General features: G+C 52.0%; 12 protein-coding genes. 6 read left to right on the forward strand and 6 right to left on the reverse strand.

What is annotated here, in order from left to right; translation table 11 throughout:
• Positions 1 to 82: 82 nt before the first annotated feature.
• Both H8B13_RS16315 and H8B13_RS16320 read left to right on the forward strand, forming a co-directional pair.
• Entirely contained in the window at positions 83 to 1,303 is a 1,221-nt protein-coding gene (locus H8B13_RS16315; protein WP_187311867.1) for a hypothetical protein, read from the forward strand.
• A 67-nt stretch (positions 1,304 to 1,370) separates the two neighbouring features.
• The gene (locus H8B13_RS16320; RefSeq protein WP_187311868.1) at positions 1,371 to 2,924 is read left to right on the forward strand and encodes an OmpP1/FadL family transporter; all 1,554 of its coding nucleotides are present in this window, start codon (positions 1,371 to 1,373) and stop codon (positions 2,922 to 2,924) included.
• A gap of 64 nt (positions 2,925 to 2,988) precedes the next feature.
• Here H8B13_RS16320 and H8B13_RS16325 read toward each other — a convergent pair whose 3' ends face one another.
• A complete protein-coding gene (locus H8B13_RS16325) occupies positions 2,989 to 4,578 on the reverse strand; it encodes an ArnT family glycosyltransferase (protein WP_187311869.1) in 1,590 nt (529 codons plus the stop codon).
• A 422-nt stretch (positions 4,579 to 5,000) separates the two neighbouring features.
• On the opposite strand from H8B13_RS16325, the gene H8B13_RS16330 reads away from it, so the two are divergent.
• Positions 5,001 to 5,324 carry a hypothetical protein gene (locus H8B13_RS16330; RefSeq protein ID WP_187311870.1) on the forward strand — a complete coding sequence of 108 codons (324 nt, stop codon included), beginning with the start codon at positions 5,001 to 5,003 and terminating at the stop codon, positions 5,322 to 5,324.
• Positions 5,325 to 5,491: 167 nt separating this feature from the next.
• On the opposite strand, the gene H8B13_RS16335 is transcribed toward H8B13_RS16330, so the two are convergent.
• Positions 5,492 to 6,451: a hypothetical protein gene (locus H8B13_RS16335; RefSeq protein WP_187311871.1), complete on the reverse strand. Its 960-nt coding sequence runs from the start codon at positions 6,449 to 6,451 to the stop codon at positions 5,492 to 5,494.
• A gap of 185 nt (positions 6,452 to 6,636) precedes the next feature.
• Here H8B13_RS16335 and H8B13_RS16340 point away from each other — a divergent pair, with 185 nt between their 5' ends.
• Complete coding sequence (locus tag H8B13_RS16340; protein WP_187311872.1) at positions 6,637 to 8,859, forward strand: S9 family peptidase; 2,223 nt, start codon at positions 6,637 to 6,639, stop codon at positions 8,857 to 8,859.
• A gap of 80 nt (positions 8,860 to 8,939) precedes the next feature.
• Positions 8,940 to 10,424: an energy transducer TonB gene (locus H8B13_RS16345; protein WP_222841446.1), complete on the forward strand. Its 1,485-nt coding sequence runs from the start codon at positions 8,940 to 8,942 to the stop codon at positions 10,422 to 10,424.
• Between the two features lie 63 nt (positions 10,425 to 10,487).
• Here H8B13_RS16345 and H8B13_RS16350 read toward each other — a convergent pair whose 3' ends face one another.
• The 3 genes from H8B13_RS16350 to H8B13_RS16360 form a co-directional block, all read right to left on the reverse strand.
• The gene (locus H8B13_RS16350) at positions 10,488 to 11,459 is read right to left on the reverse strand and encodes a glycosyltransferase family 2 protein (RefSeq protein WP_187311873.1); all 972 of its coding nucleotides are present in this window, start codon (positions 11,457 to 11,459) and stop codon (positions 10,488 to 10,490) included.
• Positions 11,460 to 11,589: 130 nt separating this feature from the next.
• The gene (locus H8B13_RS16355; protein ID WP_187311874.1) at positions 11,590 to 12,333 is read right to left on the reverse strand and encodes a class I SAM-dependent methyltransferase; all 744 of its coding nucleotides are present in this window, start codon (positions 12,331 to 12,333) and stop codon (positions 11,590 to 11,592) included.
• Between the two features lie 151 nt (positions 12,334 to 12,484).
• On the reverse strand, positions 12,485 to 14,788 hold the full coding sequence (locus H8B13_RS16360) for a hypothetical protein (RefSeq protein ID WP_187311875.1): 2,304 nt from the start codon (positions 14,786 to 14,788) through the stop codon (positions 12,485 to 12,487).
• Positions 14,789 to 14,966: 178 nt separating this feature from the next.
• Between H8B13_RS16360 and H8B13_RS16365 the strand changes: the two genes are divergently transcribed.
• Positions 14,967 to 15,503: a hypothetical protein gene (locus H8B13_RS16365; protein WP_187311876.1), complete on the forward strand. Its 537-nt coding sequence runs from the start codon at positions 14,967 to 14,969 to the stop codon at positions 15,501 to 15,503.
• A gap of 12 nt (positions 15,504 to 15,515) precedes the next feature.
• Here the strand turns inward: H8B13_RS16365 and H8B13_RS16370 are convergent, their stop codons facing one another.
• Positions 15,516 to 17,066 carry an ArnT family glycosyltransferase gene (locus tag H8B13_RS16370; protein WP_187311877.1) on the reverse strand — a complete coding sequence of 517 codons (1,551 nt, stop codon included), beginning with the start codon at positions 17,064 to 17,066 and terminating at the stop codon, positions 15,516 to 15,518.
• Positions 17,067 to 17,197 lie beyond the last annotated feature (131 nt).

A 17,197-nucleotide genomic window follows, 5' to 3' on the forward strand; every position in this document is an offset into this window, starting at 1 on the left:
TACATTAGCGGAGAAGAGCGAGGGTCCCGTTAGGTTACCCGCATTCTCTCCTTTCTTGGTTCACACTTTCGCGCCAGCAGACATGAAAAATTTCCTTCCAGCCTTATTGCCCACTTTGGCCCTGCTTACGCTTGGGGGCTGCGTTGGCACGTCGGCGCTCACCTCCACGGAGACCGACGGTGTTTACTATAGTTCTAAGGATAAGACAACTCTCGTTGCTTCGGCTGCACCTGCCTCGTATGAGGAAGGCGGCTACGAAGCCACCACTGATGAAGCGGCCAATCCTGATTACAACGAGGGTGCTGCCTCATCGAACGTGCGTAGTGGCTCAGATGAATATTATGATGAAGACTATGGCTACTCGACGCGTATTCGTCGCTTTCATCAGCCATACCGTGGCACCGGCCTGGGCTATTACGATTTAGCTTATACCGATCCTTTTTGGTACGGGTCTAATGCCTATTATGGTGCTTATTCGCCCTACGGCGGCTTCTACGATCCTTTCTACAACCCTTACGCTTTTGGCGGCGGCTCATTCATTAATATTGGCTTGGGCTTCGGCAATCCATGGGCGCGCCCATGGCGCTATGGTTACGGTGGCGGCTATGGCCTCGGCTACTACGATGGTTTCAACAACGGCTTCTATGGGGGGCTGCGCGGTTATGGCTATGGGGGCTTAGGCTACGGCGGCCTGGGGTACGGCAACGTGTATAATCGTAACTACACCGACAACCGCCGTAGCAACGTAAACGTGGCTCCACGCCGCGACCGTAGCAGCCAAGCGTATAACTTGGACCGTCCGACCAACAGCGGTCCTGTCATGTCTACCCGCAGCCGGGGTGGCAACGTGATTGATGGTTCCGCCGCTCCAGCGCCTACTACTGCCGGCCGTGGCCGTGGTCGTGTGCTGAACGCGTCAGGCTCAGATTCCCCGCAGCCTACTGCCCAGCCTTCGCAGCCTGGTGTGGTTACCGAATCGGCAACCAGCGCCAGCCAGCCACGCCGGTGGCGCACGGTAGATCCAGCTAATAACGCTGGTACTGCCTCACCTGCTGAGCCTACTCGTACCTTCCCATCACGTCGGGAGATGCGCAACGCGCCTAGGGAGCAAGTGTCACGTCCTGAGCGCTCTGAATCTTCAAGATCTGAGCGTTCAACCCGGACGTACTCACAGCCATCGCGCTCCGAGTCATATTCGCAGCCTTCGCGTTCGGAATCTTACTCATCTCCTTCGATGAGCAGCCCTAGCCCTAGCAATAGCGGTGACAGCAACAGCGGCGGAAGCCGTGGACGCATTCGTTAAGCCAAAGGCGTAAGCTCAATAATAATCTGCGCACGTTCGTTTACGCGAACTTGTCTATCTCTCCTTCATGAAAAACCTGAAATACTGGCTTGGTCTGACCCTTTTGGGTTGGGCCAGCCACGCCTTTGCCCAAAGTGAAACGGATGCACTACGGTATTCGCAGCTGCAATTTGGTGGCACCTCCCGCACGCTGGGTATCGGCGGCGCCAATGTAGCCGTGGGCGCCGACCTAGGCAACCTGGTGAGCAACCCCGCTGGTCTGGGGCTTTTTCAGCAGTCGGAAGTGACTTTCACGCCGGGGCTGAACATCGGCAATACCACTACCTCGGGTACAGGTGCTCAACTCTCAGAATCGCGCAATGGCTTGCAAATAGGAAGCCTGGGGGCCGTTTTTGTGAATCGTCGCCCCGACGATGATAACACATCGGACTGGCGGGCTGGGGCGTTTGCCGTGGGCCTCAACCGAATAAACGATTTTAACACGAGTTTCCGCTATTCGGGCACTGTCCAGGATAATCAGTCGTTTTTTCAACGTCTTCGTGAGCCGCGCCTGCTGAACGGCTCCTTGCCCCAAACGCTGGATGATATTATAAATCAGGATAACACAGGCAACTACCTAGATCTGGAAGGCCTAGCTTACGGGGCCTACCTGACTAATATTCAGGATAACGGTCCGGGTACGGCTGAGCAGGTTGTGACGGTACCGCGCAATGGCCCTATCCAGCAGCAGGAGACCGTCGTGAATGAGGGCTCGCAGACCCAGTTTGATTTTGGCTATGGAGCCAGCTTCCGGGATAAGATTTATATCGGGGGCGCCATTGGAGTTGTAAGCACCCGCTTTATTCAAACCCGCGTGTTCAATGAGGTGGGCACCGACCCAAACAGTGGAGTGAACCTGACACTGCGGGATAATCTGGAGACGCGAGGAAATGGTTTCAATGCGCGCTTGGGGGCCATTTATCGGCCTAATGACCAGGTTCGTTTTGGCGCCTCCGTTCAAACGCCAACATTCATGCAGCTTGATGATACCTATAGCACTTCGCTCACTACGCAATTCACGCCAGCTATTGAGTTTGTGAACGAGAATGGACAGGTTATCGAGCGGGTCTCTGATGGCTCAGCTTCCACGGGTGGCGAATTTAGCTACGGTCTGACAACACCTTTCCGGGCATCTGGGGGCGTAGCGGTGCTGATTGGCAAATTCGGTTTTGTGAGCGGCGACTTGGAATACGTAAACTATCCGAGCGCACGATTGAAGGACGATTCGGATACCGGACTCTCCGGCTCTTTCGATTCGCAAAACGACGCCATTGCCGCGCTGTACCGCCCTACGGTGAATCTGCGAATTGGTGGTGAGGCCCGCTACAATGCGTTTCGTTTTCGGATGGGGTACGCACGCTACGGCAGCCCGTATGAAGGCAGTGGCTTAAATGGCACTCAAAACTACTTCACTGGTGGCCTTGGCATTCGCCAGAATAAGTTTTTCCTGGATGTAGCTGGTGTGTACAATACTGGTAACCAATACTATCGGGCTTACACGCTGAACTCCGGCAATGAGCCTGTGATTACTGTAGACGCCAACCGCTTCGTTACTTCCGTAACCGCTGGTATTACTTTCTAGCTAGCAGTAGCTACCGCGCAAAAAAGGCTGCTTCCACTTATGGAGGCAGCCTTTTTTATTGATTCTATTTTTTAGGTTTTTCCGCTTTTGCTACCTTCCCTTTCCCTGTCTTTTTCGACTTCTCGCTTTCAGGCTTCTTTATGGCCTGTAGATACAATGCTGCACAATTGTTTTCACGCAGTACGGGGATAGTCTCGAAACGATCCTGCACGAAGGCTCTGTCGCTTTCTCCACACACTAGGACTAACTCACCAACATGTAAAGTATAGCCTTCGGAACGATACTTAATGGTTACATCGTGGCCATAATCTTTGCGAGCTCCTATGGCATAAAATGTCATCGTTGGCTCGTAATTCTGATCGCTAAAGACGGTGTATTCAGTTGCCTGTGGAACTTGCTCCCGTAGTGCTTTAATCTGAAACCCGTGCTGCAGGTTATTGTCAGTAAAGCGCAGACTGTAAAGGTAATTTAGTTTGTCAACGATGCGCTGAATGGGGTAAAAGAATAAAGCAGCGATGAACAGTAGAACAAGGCTAGTGCGTTTCCAGGGCGTAACCTGCTGGCGTAAGAGCATCTCAGCGGCGCGGCCAAATCCTAGTCCCACAACTAGGGAGGCTAAAGGAAATACGGGTGCATCATACCACACCAACTTTGTTTTAGCCGTGCTGATGATAGTAATATGAAACACGAAGAGTAGCGCCACTAGCCAAGCTAGCTTATGGCTGCGTGTATCACGGGGCTGTATGCCCAGCATGAACAAGCCAAACGGTAGCGCCAGCAGCCAGGGGGCAAATCTTCTATCGTAGAGATTCTGGATAAACCAGTACCACGGGTGAGAGTGATTGTCAAGTGTGCCCAGCAGGCGTCCACCCAACTCGTTGTCTGATACCGCTCTCCAGTAGCCAGGATTATACTGTTCCCTGGTTATATAATAGCTGGCAATAACTGCTATGACTGCTATCATGGCTACGTATACCTCCCGGCGCTGCAGCAACCAGAAAAGGCGTCGGCGCCATACTGTATAAAAGACAAGTGGTGGTAGCCAAAACAGACCTGCTACGCCTTTGGTGAGAGCTGCCAGAACTATAGCCGTGGCAAAGCCCACAAGTGCCACCCGACGCCCCGATTCTAAATACCAAAAAAAGAACAGCGCAGCGCTCGTGAGCATAAGCGTCAGCAAGGAATCATAATCGCCGGTGCGCGTAACATGCTGATCTATATAGCCATCGGAAGTGAGGAGCACTATAACGGCAAAAACGCCCCCCAGCATCTGCCGTAGATAAAATCGGGCAAAAACATACAACACGATGACCGTGGCCAATGCGGCGAAGGCAGAGGGTAGCCGAAGTGCAGTGTTAGTATAACCAAACAGCCGTAACGAGAGTACCTCCAGCCAGATCATAAGAGGTGGCTTCGTATTCCACATATCAGGCGCGCCGCCAAAATATGTTACTATCCAGTTATTGTTTAGATCCATCTCAGCTGCGTTTACAGCTAAGCGGCCTTCATCCCACATAGGAATAGGATTGCCCCCCAATTGATAGAATAATGAATAGAAAATTAAGGGCAGCAGCAGTAGGAGTAGCAAGTGGGGCAACCAGCGCGGCCAAGGATCAGCAGAAGAGGGTAAGCCTGTTTCAGGGGAAGAAAGCATACAAGAAAATAGAGGATTGAATAGCGACGTTGGTTAGTGAGAATCGAAGACGTTTTAGTCAAGATTGATAGTAAGGCTGGTCACAAATATATTATCAACAGACAGCTAGCCCGGCTTTTTTTGTTTTCAACTAAGAAAACGCTCTATTTTGCGGGCCTGATTTTACCTAAATAGTCATTCTGCTTCCCGTATTTCCCTTTCTACATTTTATGCGATTTCCCCTTTGTGTTCTATTACTGTGCAGCCTGCTAAATGCTTGTTCAAAGAAAAAACCGGAAGCTCCCCAAGGCAACGTAGTTGCCCATAATGACTTTGAGAACTTGGAGGGATGGATACCTGCGGAAACGGCAGGGAGCCTTACACAAGAGGCCGCGCACTCCGGTACTACCGCGCTAAAGGTGGGACCAGGCCTGAATTATAGCATGAGCTACTCTAACATGTTAGGTAAATTCAGTAAAGTTCGGCCCAATAAAATCCGGGTTGCGGCGTGGGGGCTGCTTCCTACCAAAAATTCTAACCCCGTACTGGTAACCGAACTAGTTAATCCTACGAATGGAACAAAGCTGATCTGGGAAGGCATCACTTTTGGAAAAGATCAAAAGTATGGCCGTTGGATCAGACGATATGCTGACATTACGTTGCCTCCCGAAGCTACTTATGACACCCAGATATTTGTGTACGCTTGGAATAATGGCGGTATTGAGCCCGCTTACGTCGACGATTTGGAAATAACCGTATTAGAGTAGTCATACCACTCAAAAAAGGACGAGCCGGATCCGTGATTACGGGTCCGGCTCGTGCCTTTTTGGTGCTCTTGCCTAGTTAAGATTTGCGATGCCGGTCCGGGCATTTGCTCAGACTAGAATTATCAGTCGCACATGTCTAGGGGTTAGCGAGCATGGCTAGGCGAGTATTAAGGCTGCTGCTTCGTAACGCGCACGCGCAAATCGACGGTCGGGCGGTCGGAGGTCGGGAGTTTCTCTACTAGTATCAATCCGGTTTGCCCCCCAGTGGTACGAAATGCAAACACTTGGTTGAGGGCCAGCGCTCCAGTGCGCGTGACGGTTGTGTTCTGAGCGTTGTCGAAAGCTGTGGTAAGGGCTTGTGGGTTGGTAGCGCCAGCAAAGGCAGTAGGAAGCAGTTGGGTTTGCTTGAGGATTGTCTGGTTTTTAGCCGGCCAAGCCCTGATGCCTAAAATACCATTTGCAGTAAACAACGGCTCGGCGGGCGTGACGAGAATGGGCGCGTTGCCAGAGGAAGGAAAGTACAATACGTCAATGCGCTGCTGCACAACGGGATTGGTGCGAACGGCGGTATTGGGAAACAGCAAGCCGGCGTCCAGATCCAGAAAGCTCATGGTGCGTTGTGACGTGGGCGCTTGCAGGCGGGCAATGTATTCATGGTAAGTAACAGTCAGTGAGTCAGTTTTGCGGGTCGTGAGCCAGAAACGGCGACTGGCTTTATTGCCATCAGCATCGGTGACCTCAAAGCGCCACGTTTCGCGGCCCGAAGTAGTGCGGGTGCCAAAAGTGAGTTGGTAGGCAAGCTTAGGAACCGTAAGCAAGGAGTCGAGATATACCACGCTATCCTTGGGGGCCAGTTCGGGGTCGTAGGGGCTGGCGTAGATGAAGGGGCTCGACTGAGGTTCATACTTCACCGTGATGAGCAGGCGCTGGAGCAGCGGCCCATTGGCCGAGTCGCGGTTGTCGGCGAAGATGCGGGTGGAAAGCGTATCGCCGGGAGCCGTCACGAGGCGGTTGTTGCTCACAAAGCGGCTATTACCAACAAAGTCAATCCGCGGACCGGAGCCGGGGTCGGGGGTACAGGCTGCCAGCAAGCTCAGCAGCGACAGAAGAATCAGAGACAGACGCATAGACAACAAAGGTCGGGGATAGGAGGCGAATGCTAACGCCCCCAGGGCCGAAGCTAGTACGCAACAGCCGGTATGGTGCCGGCTACTTTAATCCAATTTGCCCCCCAGGGTCCAAAATTTACTACCATTTTGATTTATTGAATACCTTTAACCCACATAACTCCGCCGTCATTTTATTTCACTCTATGAAGTTTCGTTCTTTCGGGCTGGCCTTATTTCTCACCACGGCTAGTCCTGCGTTAGTACCCCAAATTGCCCCCCAGGCGGTTGCCCAGCAAAAACAAGCCATTACCCTCGAAGATATCTGGTCGAAGCCCACCTTCCGGGCCCGCTCGATACCTGGCTTCAACTGGATGCGCGACGGCCGTTACTACTCCGCCCTCGATGGGGGCAATCTGGTGCAGTCGGATGTAACGACCGGCAAGCCCGTCAGTACCTTAGTTGCCGCCCAAGATTTGCGCGTGGCCGGCAGCAACGAACCCCTGGCCGTAGATGGCTACAGCTTCAATGCTGACGAGCAGAAAATCCTGTTCTGGACTGCTGAAGAGCCTATTTACCGCCGCAGTTCCAAGGCAAATTACTTCGTGTTTGACCGGGCTACCAAGAAGTTAGCACCACTCAGCGCTGGCGGCAAGCAAAGCTATGCCACCTTCTCGCCCGATGGCAAGTGCGTAGCCTTCGCCCGCAACAACAACCTGTTTGTGGTCGATCTGGCCACGATGCAGGAAAAAGCCGTGACGACCGATGGCGTCGTAAATAAAATCATCAACGGCTCCGCCGATTGGGTATACGAGGAGGAATTTTCCTTCGCTCAGGGCTTTTTCTGGTCGCCGGATAGCCGCCATTTGGCTTTTTACACCTTCGATGAAAGCCAGGTACCCGAGTATAATATGCAGGAGTGGGGCGCACTTTACCCCAAAGACTACCGCTACAAGTACCCCAAGGCCGGCGAGAAAAACTCGGTGGTAAGCGTATCGGTGCACGATGTAGCGGCGGGTCGCACTACCAAGATGGACGTGGGCCCCGAGGCTGACCAGTACATCCCACGGGTGCTCTGGACCAAAACGCCCAATCTGCTCAGCATTCAGCGCATGAATCGTCTGCAGAATAAGCTGGAACTGCTACACGCTGATGCGGTCACGGGCAAAACCCAGGTGGTGCTCACCGATACCGACCCTGCTTACGTGGACGTAGCCGACGACCTCCGCTACCTGAAAGACGGTAAGCAGTTCATCTTCAGCAGCGAAAAAGACGGCTACCGCCATTTGTATCTGTATGATATGAAAGGCAAACTGGCCCGTCAGCTTACCAAAGGCAACTGGGAAATCGGCGCCATCGAAGGCCTCGACGAGAAAAATGGGCAGGTATATTTTACCAGTACTGAAGCCTCGCCCTTGCAGCGCCACCTCTACCGCGTGAGCTTGAAAGGCAAAGGCAAAAGCCGTTTGGGCGAAACGGGCGCCGGCTCCGATGTCGTGAACATAAGCCCCGATACCCGCTACTACCTCAACTACCACTCTGCCGCCGGCGAGCCTACCACCGTGAGTCTGCGCGATGGCAAAGATGGTAAGCTGGTGAAGGTATTGGAAGACAATGCTGCCCTGCGCCAAACCCTGAGCCAGTACAACATGGGCAAGGTGGAGTTCTTCGACTTCAAAACTACCGAGGGCACCACGCTCAACGGATGGATGATTAAGCCCGCCAACTTCGACCCGAGCAAAAAATACCCTGTGCTGATGCACGTATACGGCGGCCCCGGCTCCCAAACCGTGCTCGATAATACCGGCGGTGGCGTAGCCTTAACTAACTATCTATGGCACCAGATGCTGGCCCAAAACGGCTACATCGTGGTATCGGTAGATGGACGCGGAACGGGTGCTCGGGGGGCAAAATTCAAGAAAAGCACCTACGCCAACCTCGGCAAGCTCGAAACCATCGACCAGGGTGAAGGCGCCAAATACCTGGGCACGCTGCCCTACGTGGACAAGGCCCGCATCGGCATTTGGGGCTGGAGCTTCGGTGGCTACATGACGGCCTTGGCCATGACCAAGGAGGCCGATTTGTTCAAGGCCGGTATTTCGGTGGCGCCCGTCACCAACTGGCGCTACTACGACACCGTGTACACCGAGCGTTTCCTGAAAACGCCCCAGGAAAACCCCGGTGGCTACGACGACAACTCGCCCGTGCAATTTGCGGAGCAGCTGAAGGGTAAGTACTTACTGGTGCACGGCACCGGCGACGACAATGTGCATTTCCAGAACTCCGTAGCCTGGACCGATGCCCTGGTGAAAGCCAATAAAGACTACCAGACGCTGTATTACCCCAACCGCAACCACGGTATTTCGGGTGGCAACACGCGCCTGCACCTCTACCGCCAGATGACCGATTTTATCCTGAAAAACCTGTAGAGGTTGTCTGAGGGGCTTTTTTACGGGATGAACTAGTCATTCATTTCACCTTTCTCGTTGTTTATAAGCTGCAGTTTCTAATGGTCCGCATACCAAAAATCCTCGGCCTGGCTGGCTTTCTATTGATGGCAAGTGCGTGTCAGCGCGACAAGCCGGCTGTCACGGAAGCATCAGAACCAGAGATGGCCGAGGATTTTTTGGATACCATTCCAGCAGCTACCCCACTGGATACCAACTCAGCTTCATGGCACCGCTTGGCCAAGCGTACCAACCCCGATGCGCCACTTCTGAGCCGCCGGAGCTTGCGGGGCATCACCAAATTGCCCCCCGGCGTGCCCCCGCCACCCGAAGCGGAGTTGCACGATATCACGCTGAAAGCCAGCGAGTATTTTCGCATTGATCCTACGCAAGCCAGTGAAGTGCATGGGCGCGAAGGCACTATTGTGCGGATTCCGGCCGGCTCGTTGGTAACGGAAAAGCAAGCTCCTGCTCGTGGCCCCGTGTGGGTTGAGTTGAAGGAGTGCTACTCCATGGCCGATATTCTGCTCTCCAACCTCTCCACCGTTTCCGACAACAACGACCTGCTCGAAACGGGTGGCATTGTGCTGGTGCAGGCCTCGGCCCAAGGGCAGCAGTTGCGCGTGGCCGAAGGGCAAACGATTCAAATCGATATGCCCGCCCCGCGCCGCCAGCCTGGAATGCGCCTTTCGCGCGGGCTGGGGGACCGGCGCAAGCTGCTGCGCTGGGTAGCGCTTACTCTGAAGGCAGAGCCAGCCGAAGAGAAATTCTATACGGAGCCCGAAAAGATGCCCGCCTACGGCAAAGGACCCGCCGATATAAATAAGCTGATTCGGTACCCCAAGCAAGCCATTGCTAAGCAAACGCAAGGGTTGGTTTTTGCCGCTTTTGTAGTCGATGAGGCCGGCCGCGTGGTGAATCCCAAGATTGTGCGGGGCATCGGCGACGGCTGCGACGAGGAACTGTTGCGCGTGCTGCGCCAAACCTCCGGCCGCTGGAAACCTGGCTTACAGGCCGGCAAAGCCGTGAAAGTTAAGATGGTACTGCCCGTACGCTTTGCCTTTCACGCAGGCATGGCCTCGTCGCTCGATAGTGCTGCCAATATGGAGGCCACGCCCGACTCAGCGATGGCGCTGGCTAACGAAGAAATGCCCTCCAGTGAGCCCAGCTTCAACGTAGAGCCCACCGACCGTTACTTATTCAGCAGCGCCCAACTCGGCTGGCTCAACTGCGACCGGGTGTGGCACGCCACCGGCAACCCCGCCACCGACCTTATCGCTACTGCCGATACCGACCCCGGCACTAGTGTTTATCTCGTGTTTCGGGAGGCCAAAACCTTGGTAACTGGTCAGCCGGAAGAAGGAGGCTATGCTTTCCGAAATGTGCCGGCCAACAAACGGGCGGTCATCATTGGGATTCGTTACCAAAACGATGTGCCATTCGTGGCCCTGCGCGAAACCACGACCGGCCGCCATGCCACTGAAGCCTTAGCCTTCCGCGAAACGACTTTGGAAGAGTTGGAGCGAATGCTGGAGCGTTTGAAGTGAGATGGTTTTATGGAAAACCGCTTATTAGAATTGTCCTCGAATAAATGAGTTGTCCGTAGCTATTTAACTATTATGCGGAGCTAACGGCATTGTTGGAGCGGGAACTTCTTCCAGTGGAATATTAGTGTCAGAGATGATGTACAGAGGCCGTTGCCTTACGTTCGCGCTTAGCCGAGCGATGTACTCTCCGATTATACCGATGGCTATTAACTGAATACCGCCCATAAACAGAATGCTTACCATGAGAGACGACCAACCAGGTTCGTAATCTTTGGTTATAAATCGGGCATAGAGCGTATACACCATCACCAAGAAGGCAACTCCAGACACGATAAATCCGCCTATAGTTGCTGCTTTCAAAGGTGCATCTGAGAAGCCAGTAATACCATCTAATGCCAGGCGGATCATTTTGCGATACGTGTAGCCAGTTGCCCCACCTGCCCGCTCGGCTCGATCATATTCTAGATAGGTTTGACGGTAGCCAATCCAGGAAATTTGCCCCCTGATAAACTTGTTTTGTTCGGGCATTTGCTTCAACGCATTCACCACTTTACGCGAGATAATGCGAAAATCTCCCGTATCTACCGGAATGGATATGTGTGTAATACTAGCCAACACTCGATAAAATAATCTGGCTGTGAACTTCTTGGCAGCGCTTTCCCCCTTGCGTGAGCGACGCTTGGCATATACTACCTCGTAGCCCTCCTGTAGCTTTTGGTACAGCTTAGGAATCAACTCGGGAGGATCCTGCAAGTCAGCATCAATGATTACCACAGCCGCGCCTGCTGCTAAGTCTAAGCCAGCGGTGACGGCAATCTGGTGGCCAAAATTGCGACTGAAATCAATGTAGCGAACCCGCAGGTCGCTAGCCGTTAAATCATGGATTAAAGATAAGGAGCAGTCGCGCGAGCCATCATTAATAAAAATGAACTCGTATTGCAAAGCCATTGGGTCGATCACGCTGCGCAACCGCTTGTAGAGGGCTTCAATGTTTGACTCTTCGTTATAGATGGGAACAATAATAGATAAGTCCATAAGTCAGGTAGTCGGAGGTAGGAAGCGAATAAGTGCCAAAACGAGCGCAGTGCGGATAGTAGGGAGGTTAAACTTACTTAGCAGAAGGTGTTAAATATCTGGCTTTCAAAAGGCTAGGGCGCATGTAAATCTATTCCGCCTTCTGCGCCAGAGCAAAGACGCTTACCCCAACCGGAAAATTTAAAACCCGCAGCAACCGGTTTTCAGCCTTTATTAAGCGCAGCAACCCCGTATTAGCCAAGGGTGGCAAAGGAACCAGGTCGCCCGTAACCGGGCCTTCAGGTTTTGGTAATACACGCTGCATCAGGCGGACCATAGCAGTCGGGAAAAACAAAGTAAAATTCCAGAATGCTAGGCGTTCGACCCGTAAGCTAGCCTTTGTAATGGCCGTACGCAGTGACTTGGCCGAGTAACGGCGGAAGTGATGATTTACTTCGTCATGCCGACTCCACAAGTATTGATGGGCCGGAACAAAAACCAGTAGGCGGCCGCCTGGGCGAAGCACCCGCCGCCACTCACGTAGAGCTTGCGCTTCATCTTCTATATGCTCAAGTACGTCAGAGGCAATCACCAAGTCGAAGGAAGCGTCTGGAAAGTCTAAGTGTGCCCCGTCCATTACGGCGACATCTGTCAACCCTCGTTCCTGAGCAAGTGTGATGCCTTTCTCACTTACATCAATCCCCTTTAGATGCTTATAGCCTGCCGCACGTAATGCCAGCAACAAAGGCCCCCCAGAGCAACCTATTTCAAGAATAGGAGCAGTAGAAGGGAGTTTTAGGTGCTTTACTATATCAAAAACCATGTCTCGGCGACTGGCAAACCACCAATTTTGCTCTTCTAATTGGTGATAAGTGACTTCATAAGCTAAATCCATATTGTAGTGGGAGGCTAAGCAAGAGATAGATAATGTGGAAGGTTCTAGTAAGCTACGTCCATAGATACAATGGATACAAAGGTAGTTATCAGTTTATGACTAAGAGTTACCACCTATAATACCAAGTATAGTTATACTAGCAAGTAGGGCATCAAGGCTCTATGCTGTAACCGTTTAAGATTAGACGCCGCCGCTCGTCATACCAGTACACATCCGTATCCAGTGGTCGAATAAGTAAGTCATCAACCAGTAATTCGCTATTATCATACAGTACCTCTAGGCGGTCAACTCGTGGTTTTACTCGAATAGGGAGCGCCACCCGCACCCAGTCGCCATCAATATCAGTGCTTAATCGGGCATCAGCTAATTGGTGATCTACTAGTACGCCATTTATATATTGCTTTACCTGCATATTGCCGTACCCTTCATCCATTTTGCCATGTATCCAGACGCTGACTTCATAGCGACCCGTATCGGCTGGTGCGGGAACGGGGCCATCATATAGGATAGAGAACTTCTCTGCGGGCTCATAAAAAGCTCCAGCCCCCAGCCGCCCCCGACGATCGGGGCTAGTATCGAAGGATTGCAGGAATACACCCTTTGAGGTGGTTGTCTGAACACCATTGGCACGCACTGGCAGTGTAGGCAGCAGCTTGGCGGCCTTAGCCTTTTCCTGAGCCCGAGTTGTTGCTGTTAAAGCCGCCAACGATAATTCATACAGCTTTACCTCAGGCGATGAAATAAGGGGACGGGCCAAACTTACCAAGCGCTGCTCCGCCGGCGACAGCGCGCCCTCAGCCACCAAAAGCAGTATGGGCTTAGTTGAGGGGAAATGACGCACTAAGGACTTGTCCAGTAATGGGCTACTCAGCAATTGCGCGTGCTGCAGCACCTGCCCTACAGAAGCTCGAGGCATGTAGCTAGACAGTTGGGGTAGGCCTGTTGCAATTGATAGTTTATAAACTTGAGCTATAGAAGCCTCTGAGCCGGGTAAGGCAATCTTATCACTGCCATTATTGAAATAAGGCAGGGGGAGAATGGCTTGAAAATCGCTGGGCTGGCGGCTCGCCCAACTCAAATGCTGAACTAGCAGGTTATTCTCGCGGCTCATGAAGTCCCGTGCGCCAGCTCCCTGAGCTACTTCCTTCGCTTTGGTGGCAATATTTATCCAGGCTTCTCCAGCCCATAATATAACTAACAGCGGTAGCCAGGGTAATGCCAGCACTGCTACGTTGCGTTGCCGCTGATACCGCCACAGACGATATAAGTAGTAAGCTGTGTAGGTAGTAAAGACAAAATAGAAGGGCCAGGCAAAACGCCCTAAGGCCCGCAGCTGCTTCAACGGACCTAGATACTTTTCTAAGCCCGAGAACATTGGGAAAATAAAGGGTATTCCGAAGGAGAAAATCAATAGCAGGCCCGACGCCCAAAGTGCTGTATACAAAGGTGTAGGCATTGCGCGTCGGAGGCGCAGCTTATGGCCGCGCCGCTTCCACACGTGTTGTGCCACCCGCATACCCGAAACGAGTAGTACTCCAGTAGCTACTAACCCCACATAGGACATTCCCTCGAAGCTAATATCACCGGCAGGTAATAGGGCCGCCCACACCTCGCGCATGGGTGATAAGGCTGGGGTAAATACGCCGCTAGGCGTCGCTTTGTATACTAGAAAGCCGTAGGGATTCGGTGGGCGGTCAGTGACATGGTCTGTAAGCCAAAGCCAGCTTCGAAAGAGCACCAAGGGCAATAGTGCAGCTAAAGCCATACGCCATAGCAGTGCTATAGGGCGCGGACGTTGAAAGCTCAGTACAAGCACGTGGGCCAAGAGAAAAAAGCAACCACAAGCTAAAAAGTACACCTGAACTAATCCCATAAGCAGGCTGCTTACTCCAAACAGCATATACCACCTGAACTGGCGCGGAGCCTCCTGCATCCGTAAAATACAGTACCATAATATCGGCACGAAGCAAGGGTAGCTTAACGACATATGCGCACCCAAGCGCTGGATTTGGGGCGATAAAAAACCGATCAGCAAAGCCATTAGGCCAGCATACAAAATTGGCATATGCAAACGCCGCAAAATAGCATATACAACCAGCGGAGTAAGCCACACGCCCAATAAAGCCACTAAATTGGTGATGGCTATGGTGCGCTCAGCAGCTGGCAAACCCAAGCGATGCAACACATTAATAAACAGCGCAATGAGTGGCTGTAAGTTAGGGTAAGTGAAGTTTTCCCCGAAGGGATAGTTCATGCCGCTGAAGTGGATTCCAGTGTCGTAAAAAGCATAAAAGGCAGTGACGTAATAGCTCTGGAGGCCATCGCCAGCTGCGAGAAAGAAATAGTCATTAGGATTAGCTAAGACAAAGGAGAAAAGCACAGTGAGTAAACCGGCAGCAGCTAGCCCAACCCCAGCCATGCCAAGCCAATGCGCATTTCGACGAGATAGATTCATTCAATAAAATCACAAGAGAAAGTAGGAGAACAAAAGCTGTTATCTAGTTAAATGAGTCGGATAGACAACAGCGAATGGCAACAAAACTACAGAATTGGGACCGATAGCCTTCAGCTACAGTTGTGGTATATAGGTCTATATTTGCTGCAAACTGCGTTTTTGTATACTCACCTCATTTATGCCTCGTCTGACTACTTGGATTGCCCTTGCTATCTTAATAACTGCTTGCTCGAGTGATGCTAATGAGACAAAGGAAAAGATTCCTGATGTTGCTGCTGATCGGGTGCTATTCACCACCAGTTTCGAGGACTTTGAAGGGTGGGTAGCTGAGAACCCGTCACTGAATAAAGAGAAAGCGCATACCGGTCTCTACTCGATTAAAGTTGACCAAAATATAGAGTTCAGCCAGACGTATACGAATCAATTAGCTCGCCTTTCGCCTAAGCGGTTTGATAAGGTACGGCTAACGGCTTGGGGATACTTGACCGCGCCAGGCGCTGCAGCTTTAGTTTTTCAAATCACACGAGCTGATCAAACCAGTGTGTTCTACGAGAAGATTGACATCAACAAGGTCAATTCCTGGGAGCAGGTAAGCAAGGTGCTGACTTTACCTACAGTCTTAGATCCTATGGATCAGGTCCGAATCTATTTATGGCGGGCTAGTGCTACTGCTCCCGCATACCTGGATGACATGAAGCTAAGCGTTGAGCCTTAATCTCAATAAACCTTAGCGGGGCCGCAGAATCAATAGCGTATTACAGTTTTCAGCGCTGTGCAAAGGCACAGTTTGGTATAGCGAATCAAGACGAAGCGCTTCATTTGGGTCGCATACTACTACTACTTGGCGTGGGCGCAGAGACTTTTGCGCGCCGGGCGATATTATAGTTATGTTCTTCTGAAAACGCTGCGGAGACGTAAGTTGATAATAGGTAAGCCGGGCATCGTAGCCACCAGGGTAAAGCACTTGCAGACTGTCAGCTAACGGTTGATCATGATGTAGTTGCCGTAGGTAGCTGCCAATACGAGCATTAGGCCCAAGACCATAGTCGCTATATCGATCCTCTCTTATTTGCTCGAGCACTCGTTGGTAGGGTGCATAAAAAACAAAGATTATCAGCCCTAAAGCACCTAACAGCTGATTGTAGGTCGCAGCGAAGTAGGTTGAAACCACTGCACGCCCTAGCCACCAAAGCCCCAAGCCTACTAACAAACTGAGGGCTGGATATACAGGCGCATCATACCATTCAAGCTTCGTTTGCGCATTGCTAATGACCAAGAGCCAAACTATACTGAACAATGCTAGCAGCACCACAGCGTGCTGCAACGGACGACGGGGCTGTCTCCATGCCAGAACCAGCGTTGGTAGCAATACCCAATGCCAGGGGGCAAAGCGCAGCTCCTGCATGGCTAAAATATAGTAATCCCAGGGGTGCTGATGCCCACTTAATACAGTGTCGAAACGTCCGCCTAGTTCATTCTGCTGTACCGCCGCCCAATAGCCAGGGGCCGCCCATTCGCGGATGCCATAGTATCCGGCTACTAAGAATACGGTGCTGCCCGCTGCCAAATAGAAACTTGGCTGACGTAACAGCCACCCTATTCGACGCCGGTATAGCACATATAAGAATAGCGCTGGCAAACCTAATACACCTGCCACACCTTTCGTAAGAATCGCACCTGTTACGGCTACAGTCAACAGCGCAGCCTCGCGCTTACGACCAGTAACCAAATAGCGATATAAACTGCTCCAGAGTAGGGTCTGAAAGAAAGTAAGAAGGGCATCATAGTCGCCTGTGCGGGCTACATGCAAGCGTACATACCCTAGGCTGGTGATTAATACTAGACCTGCTAAAAAACCTACTAAGGGCCGACGTAAGGTACGAGCCGCAAAAAAGTAAACTATCAGTATGGTACCACCAGTAGCCAAGGCAGTAGGTAGCCGCACGGCCAATTCGGAAAACCCGAAGAAGTATAGACTTAGCGCCTGCAACCATATCAGGAGTGGGGGCTTGGTATTCCACAAGTCGGGTTGGCCTTCAAAGCGTGTTATCAGCCAATCACCACTACGCAGCATTTCCACAGCATTCACAGCCTGCCGCGACTCATCCCAAAGTTGAATTGGATGACGGCCCAGGTCATAATACAGGGGGAAATAAGCTAGCGCTAGCAAGAGCAGCAGGAGCCCAGTTGTAGGCGAAAAAAAACCTGCTAGTGAAGCAGGGTGCAAGCGGGCAGTGCTGGGTAAAATAGTAGCTCGCAAGCCAGGACGATAGTGCATAAAATAAGGAGGCAGGCCCTGCGACACGCCTATCTGAGAGCCGCGAAGATACAGAAAGAAACCACCGCCCGACTGTCGAGTAGCCTCGGGTTATTTAGGAAGATTAGGTAGTTTTGACAATAAAAAATATG

Source organism: Hymenobacter sp. BT188 (genome assembly GCF_014333585.1).
Classification (GTDB): Bacteria; Bacteroidota; Bacteroidia; order Cytophagales; family Hymenobacteraceae; genus Hymenobacter.